At 66.0% G+C, this 9,163-nt stretch carries 7 protein-coding genes; 4 read left to right on the top strand and 3 right to left on the bottom strand.

Annotation, left to right across the window (positions count from 1 at the left end; all coding sequences use genetic code 11):
* Positions 1 to 65 precede the first annotated feature (65 nt).
* The 3 genes from QMX96_RS23225 to QMX96_RS23215 form a co-directional block, all read right to left on the bottom strand.
* Positions 66 to 917 carry a CAP domain-containing protein gene (locus QMX96_RS23225; RefSeq protein ID WP_043860494.1) on the bottom strand — a complete coding sequence of 284 codons (852 nt, stop codon included), beginning with the start codon at positions 915 to 917 and terminating at the stop codon, positions 66 to 68.
* Positions 918 to 1,094: 177 nt separating this feature from the next.
* Complete coding sequence (locus tag QMX96_RS23220; protein WP_282362549.1) at positions 1,095 to 1,814, bottom strand: GNAT family N-acetyltransferase; 720 nt, start codon at positions 1,812 to 1,814, stop codon at positions 1,095 to 1,097.
* A 74-nt stretch (positions 1,815 to 1,888) separates the two neighbouring features.
* Positions 1,889 to 2,773 carry a LysR family transcriptional regulator gene (locus QMX96_RS23215; protein ID WP_043860492.1) on the bottom strand — a complete coding sequence of 295 codons (885 nt, stop codon included), beginning with the start codon at positions 2,771 to 2,773 and terminating at the stop codon, positions 1,889 to 1,891.
* A gap of 111 nt (positions 2,774 to 2,884) precedes the next feature.
* On the opposite strand from QMX96_RS23215, the gene argC reads away from it, so the two are divergent.
* The 4 genes from argC to QMX96_RS23195 all read left to right on the top strand — a co-directional run bounded on the left by argC (position 2,885) and on the right by QMX96_RS23195 (position 9,122).
* Entirely contained in the window at positions 2,885 to 3,808 is a 924-nt protein-coding gene (gene argC, locus QMX96_RS23210; protein ID WP_100633949.1) for an N-acetyl-gamma-glutamyl-phosphate reductase, read from the top strand.
* Positions 3,809 to 4,414: 606 nt separating this feature from the next.
* Positions 4,415 to 6,190 (top strand): DUF262 domain-containing protein, encoded by a 1,776-nt coding sequence (locus QMX96_RS23205; RefSeq protein WP_123752516.1) that lies wholly within the window; start codon positions 4,415 to 4,417, stop codon positions 6,188 to 6,190.
* The gene (locus tag QMX96_RS23200) at positions 6,187 to 8,550 is read left to right on the top strand and encodes a DUF262 domain-containing protein (RefSeq protein WP_282362548.1); all 2,364 of its coding nucleotides are present in this window, start codon (positions 6,187 to 6,189) and stop codon (positions 8,548 to 8,550) included. Before QMX96_RS23205 ends, QMX96_RS23200 begins: the two co-directional genes overlap by 4 nt.
* A 113-nt stretch (positions 8,551 to 8,663) precedes the next feature.
* Entirely contained in the window at positions 8,664 to 9,122 is a 459-nt protein-coding gene (locus tag QMX96_RS23195; protein WP_054915360.1) for a GNAT family N-acetyltransferase, read from the top strand.
* Positions 9,123 to 9,163: the final 41 nt, after the last annotated feature.

The raw sequence follows: 9,163 nt of genomic DNA, 5'->3' as shown, positions 1-9,163 counted from the left end.
GGTCAAGCCCGCTCCCACAAGGATGGCGGTGTGCCTTGTGGGAGCGGGCTTGACCCGCGATGCTGTCACTTCGTCCCGAACATCGCCGTCCAGTAGATCCCCGCATCGCTCTTGGGGTCCACCGCATAAGCCGCGCCCAGCTCCTTGAACTGCGGGTTCATCAGGTTGGCGCAATGCCCGGCGCTGGCCAGCCAGCCATCAACCACCTTGCGCACGTTGTCCTGCCCGGCGGCGATGTTTTCCCCGATCAGCTGATAGCTGTAGCCCTGCAACTCGGCGCGGTCGCCCGGCATGCGCCCGTCACGGTCGCGGTGGTCGAAGAAATTGCCGTTGGCCATGGCCCGCGTATGGCCCTGTGAGGCCTCTGCCAGGGTGGTATTCCAGGCCAGCGGCGCGCTGGCCGCATAGGCCTGGGCGCCGCACTGGCGCGGCTGGGCCCGCGCACTGTTGATCGCGTCGAGCAGCTTCTGCCCCTCCACCTGCGACTCCGCCAGCTTGGCACTGAGCAGTGGGCGCGCCAGCACGATGCGCCAGTCACGCCCTTCGCGGCTCACGCCCACATCGACGAACTGCGGGTCGAGCACCACCTTGCAGAAGCTCTCCTGGATCGCCTTCATCGCTGCCGCTGCATCGCGCGGCCCCGACAGGCTGATGGCCTGCACGCTGACCATCGGGTACGAGGCCTTCACCAGCGCCTGTTGCAAGTCACCGACACCGTTGGCCGGGAGCACCAGGCGCGGGTCGCTGGCCAGCGGCGGCAGCTCCAGCGACACCTGCTCGGCACAACGTTGCGACTGGCTGCGATAGCCATTGATCGACTCGACCAGTTGCGTCTCGTCGCTCGCCACCGCCAGCGTGGTGACAAGCATGCCCAGCGCCAACGCGCCCAGACGCAGCCTGGATGATAAGTCGTGCATGTAACTCTCCCTTGAACAAACTGCGCCCATGATGCGGGATTTTGTGTTGCTTTCGTAGCACCACGGGATGCGACGCATTATCAATACCTGCCTGTGCGCCGCTATCGAGCTTGGATGCGCAGTGCCGGCCGGCGTTCCTTGCCCTGCGCACAAATCCACCGGTTGACGCCCCTACCCTCACACCAGCCGCAGGCTGGCAGCGGCTTGCGCGCCCGTGTCGCCAAGGCGCTGCTGCACAAATGCCCTGGCCTGGCGGGTGAGTTGATCCAGATGACGGTCGCGCTGCTTTTCGGCGTCCACCATGGTCCGCTTGCCGTGCTGCTTGAGCAGGTAGGCGTGAATCTGCTGGACCTCAAGGGTGCGGTAGATCGGCGCCACGTCGAGCACCGCCAGCAGCCCCTCGGTGGCGTGATCGCGGGTGTTCATCAATACCTGCGGCCCGCGTGCCCCCAGCACCTGAAAGCCCATCGCCTCGAAATACGCCACCTTGCCCACGGCGCAGGCCAGCTCCACGTGCGGGTAGCGCTCGCGCACCTGCCCCAGCAGGGCCCGGGCGATGCCCTGGCGCCGATGCCCGGCCAGTACCGCCATGTACGCCACCGCACAGGCCTGGGGGTCGTCCTGCACCGGCAGGTACAGCACGAACCCCAGCAGCCGCGAGGGGTCCTGCTCGTCGGTGGCCACCAGCAGTTCCACCGGGATGCCGCGCGCGCCACTCAGGGCCTCCAGGTACAGGTGCACCTCATAGCCGATACCGTACTGGTAGAGGCTGTACAGCGGGTTGCTCGGCGGCAGGGCCACGCTGCTGATGTCGGTCAGGTAGTCGACCACCATCTGCAGGATCTGGCCCTTGATCGGTTCGTCGGGGGGTGTTTGCAGCAGGGTGATGACAGGCATGCGGCGTCTGGCTCCGGAAACAGGGTGACCTTTGCGGTCCTGGCGGGGATTCTACAGGTCTGCGCGGCCCCGCCCTACCCCGCGCTCAAGCCCCACAGCACCTGCAGCACATGGCCGGTGGCACGCTCCACCTCGCCGCTGCGGTGCGCGATGCCCAGCTGGCGCCACAGCAGCGGCTGCAACGGGCGCATCACGATGCGCGCATCGGCCAGCGGCGTGGAGCCTTCGTTGGGCAGCAGGGTGGCGCCGTAGCCGGCAGCCACCAGGCTCTTGATCGCATCGTTGTAGTTGAGCTGGATGCGCGGCGCCGGCTGCTGGCCGGCCGCGTTGAACCACTCCGAGGTCAGGCGTGACAGCCCGGTGCTGCTGTCGTTGAGAATCAGCGGCTGGGTCGCCAGCCACTCGGGCGTGACCTGCGCCGGGCAGTCCCAGCGTGCCGGCAGGTACGCCATGACCGGGTCGCGCCGCCAGGGCTCGATGCTCAGCCCCTTCACCGGGCTTTGCGGCAGGGCCACCAGGCCGATGTCCAGCGAGCCCTCGGCGAGCTTATTGAGCGTTTCGCGCGAGGTCAGCACCGCCACCTGCACATCGATGCCGGGGTGTGCATGGCCCAGGGTTTCCAGCGCCTGGGGCATCAGTTGCGCAATCGCCCCGGTGGACGCCCCCAATCGCACGCGCCCGGCCAGGCCCAGCACCTGGCGCTGCACATCGTCCAGTGCCTGCTGCGCGTCGGCCAGCAGGCGGCGGGCGCGCTCCACCAGGGTTTCGCCGATGGCCGTGGGCTGCACGTTGCCACGGGTGCGCGAAAGCAGGGTGCCGCCCACCCGTGCTTCAAGCTCGGCGACATGCAGGCTGACCGTGGGCGGCGCCAGGTTGAGCACCCGCGCGGCTTCGGCGAACGACCCCAGGTCGGCAATCGCCACCAGGGTACGCAAACGGTCCAGGCTGATTTCACGCATGGATGTTGCCTCTTCAGTAAAACTGAACCTGACCTTTGCCAAATTCAACTTTTCCTATCTTAACCGCGCATCGAAGATAAGCCCTGACCTTTTTCACGTGCGAGCACACTCATGGCCACACCCGTTGTATTCATCGATGGCGACCAGGGCACCACCGGGTTGCAGATCCACCAGCGCCTGCAGGGCCGAACCGACCTGCAGTTGCTGACCCTGCCCGCCGAACACAGAAAGAGCCCGCAGCACCGCGCCGAGGCGATCAACGCCTGCGACATCGCCATGCTGTGCCTGCCCGACGATGCCGCGCGCGAGGCGGTGGCCAGCATCCGCAACCCGGCGGTGCGGGTGATCGACGCCAGTTCCGCGCACCGTACCCACCCGGAGTGGGTCTATGGTTTCGCCCAGATGAGCCCGCAGCAGGCCGAGCGCATTGCATCAGCCAAGCGGGTGAGCAACCCCGGGTGCTACCCGACCGGGGCCATCGGCCTGCTCAAGCCGTTGATCGATGCCGGCCTGTTGCCGCAGGACTACCCTGCCAGCCTGCATGCCGTGTCGGGCTACTCGGGCACCGGGCGTGCCGGTGTCGAGCTGTACGAGGGGCCGGATGCGGCCGGGGCGCCGGCATACCAGGCGTATGGGCTGGGGCTTGCGCACAAGCACGTGCCGGAGATCCAGCAGTACAGCGGGCTGGGCCAGCGGCCGATGTTCATGCCGGCCTATGGTGCGTTCCGCCAGGGCATCGTGCTGACCATCCCGGTGCAACTGCGGCTGCTGGCGCCGGGTGTTACCGGGGAGCGCTTGCATGCGTGCCTGGCCGAGCACTATGCGCAATTGCAGCACGTCGAGGTGCTTTCGTTGCAGCAGGCCAAGGCGCTGACGTACCTGGACCCGCAGGTGATGAACGGCACCGACGACCTGCGCCTGATGGTGTTCGAGAATGGCGAGCAGGTGCTGTTGGCGGCGGTGTTCGACAACCTGGGCAAGGGCGCGGCGGGGGCGGCGGTGCAGAATCTGGACCTGATGATGGGGGGTGAGTGAGGGGCACTTCCCTGGCGATTGGCGCGGTGGCCTCGCAGCAAAAGCCTGCATTGTGCATGTAGGCCCTGCGACCGCTTCGCGCTCGATTCGCGGGTCAAGCCCGCTCCCACGCCCTGCGGGCAGAAGCGGATTATGCATGGCTCAATGATCTGTTTCGGGCCGCCAGGCCGTGGGAGCGGGCTTGCCCCGCGATCTGGTGCGCAGCGCCAGCAAAACCTGCACACGCGGTTCGCCTGATACACCGTGCATGTAGGCCTCGGGCGGATTCTGCCTCTGGCCGCCAGGCCGTAGGAGCGGGCCTTGCCCCGCGATCTGGTGCGCAGCGCCAGTAAAACCTGCACATGCGGTTCGCCTGACACACCGCGCACTCAGGCCTTGCGACCGCTTCGCGCTCGTTCGCCGGCAACGCCGGCTCCTACGCCCTTCGGGCAGACTCTGCCTCTGGCCGCCAGGCCGTGGGAGCGGGCTTGACCCGCGATCTGGTGCGCAGCGCCAGCAAAACCTGCCCACGCGGTTTTTCTGCCCACTCCGTTGCCAACCTCGCCCTACCAAGGCACTCTGCCATCGCTCGGCTGTTGCGCACCCTCGGCAATAAGGACCATTGCAATGACCTCACCCGATTTTCGGCCCAAGCCCGTCCACCAGCTGATCAGGGAGGACAGGCAAAGCCCGGTCAATCGCTTCTGGATCCCCGCCTACCAGCGCGGCTACCGCTGGAAACCCGAGCAGGTGCAACAACTGCTGGAAGACATCCTCGAGTTCGCCTACCGCAAGAACCCGCAGAACGACGACTTCTACTGCCTGCAGCCGCTGGTGCTAAAGGCCCGCGACAATGGCCAGTATGAAGTGGTCGACGGCCAGCAGCGCCTCACCACGCTGCTGCTGATTCTGCGTTTCTTCAACCAGCGGCTCACAGAAAAACACCGCGCACCGGTGTTCGAACTCAGCTACGAAACCCGCCCGCACCTGCCGGATTTTCTGCTCGAGCCCTCGGCCGAACAGGCCCGCGGCAATGTCGATTTCTTCCACCTGTACCAGGCCATGCACAGCATCGAGCACTGGTTCGATCAGCACGACAACGAAGTCGACGACTTCAAGTCCACCCTGCTCAACCGCACCAAGGTCATCTGGTACGAGCTGGCCGCCAGCGAGAACCCGGTGGACGCCTTCACGCGCCTGAACATCGGCAAGATCCCCCTGACCGACGACGAGCTGATCCGTGCGCTGTTTCTCAAGCGCAACGCCGACGACGCCTCGGGCGAAACGCCCCAGCAACTGCGCATCGCCCACGAATGGGATCAACTCGAAAAGGCCCTGCAGAACGACGCGCTCTGGTACTTCCTGAACGAGCAGCCAAGCACCGGGCAGAACCGCATCGGCTTCCTGTTCCAGCTGGTAGCCCGGCTGGAAGGCGCAAGCGCGCCAGCCCGACAGCGCTACTCCGTGTTCCATCACTACAGTCGCCGGCTGGCTGCCCCCGACGCCTCGGCGCAACCGCTATGGCAGCAGGTCAAGAACACCTGCATGCTGCTGGAGGAATGGTTCGAGGACCGCCGGCTCTACCACATCATCGGTTTTCTGGTGCAGCAGGGTGTCGCCGTGGCCGAGCTGTTCGCCCTCTCGCAAGGCCTGCCCAAGAGCCAGTTCGAACAGCGCCTGCGCCAGCGCGTGTTCATGCAACTGACCGGCTCGCCGCTGCCCCAGCCGGCTACCCGCGACGCCATTACCGATGCGCTCTCGCCCTTCCTCGCCGGCCTGGACTACTCACAGCGGGACAGATCGGCCATTCGCGCGACCCTGCTGCTGTTCAACCTCGCCAGCCTGCTGCAGAACCCGCAATCGAACGTGCGCTTCCAGTTCGACAGCTTCAAGAAGGAGCGCTGGGACATCGAACATGTGCGCTCGGTCACCGCCCACCGCTTCAACGGCGCCGAGGAAAAACAGCAATGGCTGCAGCGCTGCCTGCCGCACCTGCCGGACAAGACCGAAACCCGGCCCCTGCGCGAGGCCCTGGAGGCATTCATTGGCGACCCCAAGGGTGCAGACGATGAGGCTTTCAACGCGCTCCACCAGGCAGTGCTGGAGGCGTTCGGCGAAAACCAGGAGGTCGACGACAGCATCGGCAACCTCACGCTGCTCGACCAGAAGACCAACCGCAGCTACAAGAACGCGATCTTCGCGGTCAAGCGCGAGCGCCTGCTGGCCCTGGACCAGGGCGGCGTGTTCGTGCCGCTGTGCACGCGCAACCTGTTCCTCAAATGCTACAGCCCTGACGTCAAGCACCTGCTGTTCTGGGGCGAACAGGACCGCAAGGGCTACGCGCTTGCGCTCTTGCACACCCTGATAGCCTTCTTCGCCGACCCGCAGGAGCAGCACGCATGAGCGCCAACAGCCAGATCATCTTCGGCCAGCTGTTCGAGCGCTACGCCGGCACCCGCATCCCGCTGATCCAGCGCGACTACGCCCAGGGCAGGGCCGATACCGAAGAGGTGCGCAGCGAGTTCCTCGGTGCCCTGGCCCGCGCCCTGGCACTGCCGCCCGACGACCCGAGCCTGCCGCTGAACCTGGACTTCGTCTACGGCACGCTGAACCCCCAGCGCCAGTTCGTCCCGCTCGACGGCCAGCAGCGCCTGACCACGCTGTTTCTGCTGCACTGGTACCTGGCGCAACGCGACGGTGAGCTGGCAGCCTTCGCCCAGCTGTTCTGCAACGCCAACGGCAGCGCCCGATTCGCCTACAGCGTCAGGCCCAGCAGCAGCGAGTTCTTCGACGCCCTCAGCCAGCATGCGCCCTCGCCCGCGCTGGGTGCCGACGACTCGCTGATCGAGCACCTCACCGACCAGCCCTGGTACTTTCGCCACTGGCGCCTGGACCCCACCATCCAGTCATGCCTGACCATGCTGCAGGCCATGCACGAGCGCTTTCACAACGCCGCCACCGCCCGTTTTGCCCGCCTGATCGATGTGCAGCGGCCGGTGATCAGCTTCCAGATCCTCGACCTGGACGACTTCGGCCTGGCCGACGACCTGTACATCAAGATGAACGCCCGCGGCATGCCGCTGACTGCCTTCGAGACGTTCAAGGCGCGCTATGAACGGCACCTGCACACCCAGTTCGACGGTCACACCCGGCAGATGCACGGCAAGCCGGTCAGCACCGCGACCTTCTTCGCCTGGCGCATGGACACGCGCTGGGCGGATTTTTTCTGGAACTTCAGCAACGCCCGCAATGACGCCACGGCCCCCGCGACCATGCGCCTGTTCGACCAGGCGGTGATGAACCTGTTGCAGATGGTCGCCGCGGCCACCCGCGCGCCCGAGGCGCCGGGCTACGAAGCCGACCTGCTCAAGCTGCGCAACCGCCAGCAGCGCCTGAGCTACCAGGTGTACGAGGACAACGGCTGGCTCGATGATGCGTTTTCCGAAACCCTGATGCTGTTGCTCGAAGCCTGGAGCGAGGGGCCCGGCAATTTCGCCACCCAGTTGCCCACGGCGCACTACTTCGACGAGGTCGCCTTCTTCAACCACGCCATCAGCGACCAGCCACTGAACTACACCCGCCTGGTGCAGTTCTGCGGCTATGCGATGTTCCTGCGCCGCCATGGCAGCAGCCAACCGCAGGCATTTGGCGAGTGGATGCGACTGGTGGTCAACCTGTCGGTCAATGCCAGCTACGACGGGCCGGACGATGTAAAGCGCAGCGTCAGCGGGCTCGGCGAAATGCTGGAGCAGGCGCTGGACATCCTCGCGCACTTTGCCAGCGTCGACAGGCCCGTCGGCGGCTTTCGCGGTACCCAGGTGCGCGAGGAAATCACCAAGGCGAAACTGATCGTCGCCGACAGCCAGTGGCGGCCGCTGCTCGAACACGCCGAGCAGCACGGCTACTTCCAGGGCCAGATCGATTTTCTGCTCGACCACAGCAGCGCCGCCTGGGCGCTGCAAAGCCACGCGCATGCCACCTGGCAGGAACACTTTGCCAGCAGCCTTGCGCTGGCCGAGCAGATGTTCGACGACCACGGGCTACGCGCAATCGACGACTTCCTCTGGGAGCGCGCGCTGTTGAGCGAGGGTGATTACCTGCTCAAACGCGGCTACAACCATTCGTTCCTTGGCGACGGTCTCACGGGCCCTGGCACCTGGAAACGCCTGCTGGCCAATGAAGACGGCATGCGCGTGACGCTGTTCTGCCTCTGGAACCGACTGGACGAAACCCGCCCGCTGCCGGCCCAGTTGCAACGCATCATCGACCAGGCCCGGGTGCGGGAGCCGTGGCGCCAGGTGCTGATCCAGACCCCCTCGGCCCTCGGGTACTGCGCGTTGCGCCAACTGCGCTTCGAACGCGACCAGGTGTACCTGCTGGCCAGGGAACGCATGAGTGGCAGCCATGCCGAGCTGTTCAGCTTCGCCCTGCATCAACGGCTGCAAACCCCGCAGCGGCTGGCGCAACTGGCACCGCTGTCGGTCGAAGGCTACGTGCCGGTTTCCGGCAGTGCCGACGAACCCTACTTCTACCTGCTGCACAGGCACAGCCCGCAGGTGCACACCCATCTCTATGTCACCTCCACGCCGCATGGCTTCCTGCTGCAGATCGATGTCGATGAACTGCTCGGGCGCGACGCCCTGGCCCATGCCCTGCAGCAGGACTTCGACTTTGTCGTCGAGGCCGGCTACCTGCAGAGCCACTGCCCCCGCGACACGGTCGAACAGCGGCTGGTCGCGCTGGCCGGCGTGTTGGCGGCCTGAGGCACGCGGACTGCCCGCCGCCCTCCAAGTGGTCGGTTGATGCCCGCGCCCTGCCCCTATGCTTGGGCAGGTCGCGAGGCATGCAGCCTTGCCATCAACGAGGACCATCAGCGATGACCAGCAGTACCGCATCACTCGCCATCCGCCCCATCCAGCCCACCGACTTCGAGGCCTGGCTGCCGCTCTGGCTGGCCTATCAGGACTTCTACCAGGTCGACCTGGGCGAAGCCGTCAACGCCACCACCTTCAAGCGCTTTCTGGACCCCGACGAGCCCGTGTTCGCCGCAGTGGCCGAGTACGACGGCGAGCTGGTCGGCATGGTCACCTGGGTCATCCACCGCTCCACCTGGTCGACCACCCACTACTGCTACCTCGAAGACCTCTACGTCGCCCCGCAGATGCGCGGCCAGGGTACCGGCGAGCACCTGATCGCCTGGGTCAAGGCCGCCGCCGACCAGCAGCAGTGCACACGCCTGTACTGGCACACCCACCAGACCAACCATCGCGCCCAGCAGCTGTACAACCGTGTGGCCGTCAACCCCGGCACGATCCTCTACCAGATCGCGCTGTAACCTTCCCCCGTTCAAGGGCAGGCATGGACAGCCGGGCCCTG

The organism is Pseudomonas sp. PS01300 (genome assembly GCF_029960155.1).
GTDB classification, from domain to species: domain Bacteria; phylum Pseudomonadota; class Gammaproteobacteria; order Pseudomonadales; family Pseudomonadaceae; genus Aquipseudomonas; species Aquipseudomonas palmensis.
Note: the sequence above shows the minus strand (reverse complement) of the source record. Positions and strands in the feature narration are given on the sequence as shown.

What these genes read in the sequence shown, in the direction of transcription:
- QMX96_RS23195 (WP_054915360.1), top strand. Translation starts at nt 8,664, where the DNA reads ATGACCAGCAGTACCGCATCACTCGCCATCCGCCCCATCCAGCCCACC.
- QMX96_RS23225 (WP_043860494.1), bottom strand. Translation starts at nt 917, where the DNA reads ATGCACGACTTATCATCCAGGCTGCGTCTGGGCGCGTTGGCGCTGGGC.
- QMX96_RS23220 (WP_282362549.1), bottom strand. Translation starts at nt 1,814, where the DNA reads ATGCCTGTCATCACCCTGCTGCAAACACCCCCCGACGAACCGATCAAG.
- QMX96_RS23205 (WP_123752516.1), top strand. Translation starts at nt 4,415, where the DNA reads ATGACCTCACCCGATTTTCGGCCCAAGCCCGTCCACCAGCTGATCAGG.
- QMX96_RS23200 (WP_282362548.1), top strand. Translation starts at nt 6,187, where the DNA reads ATGAGCGCCAACAGCCAGATCATCTTCGGCCAGCTGTTCGAGCGCTAC.
- argC (WP_100633949.1), top strand. Translation starts at nt 2,885, where the DNA reads ATGGCCACACCCGTTGTATTCATCGATGGCGACCAGGGCACCACCGGG.
- QMX96_RS23215 (WP_043860492.1), bottom strand. Translation starts at nt 2,773, where the DNA reads ATGCGTGAAATCAGCCTGGACCGTTTGCGTACCCTGGTGGCGATTGCC.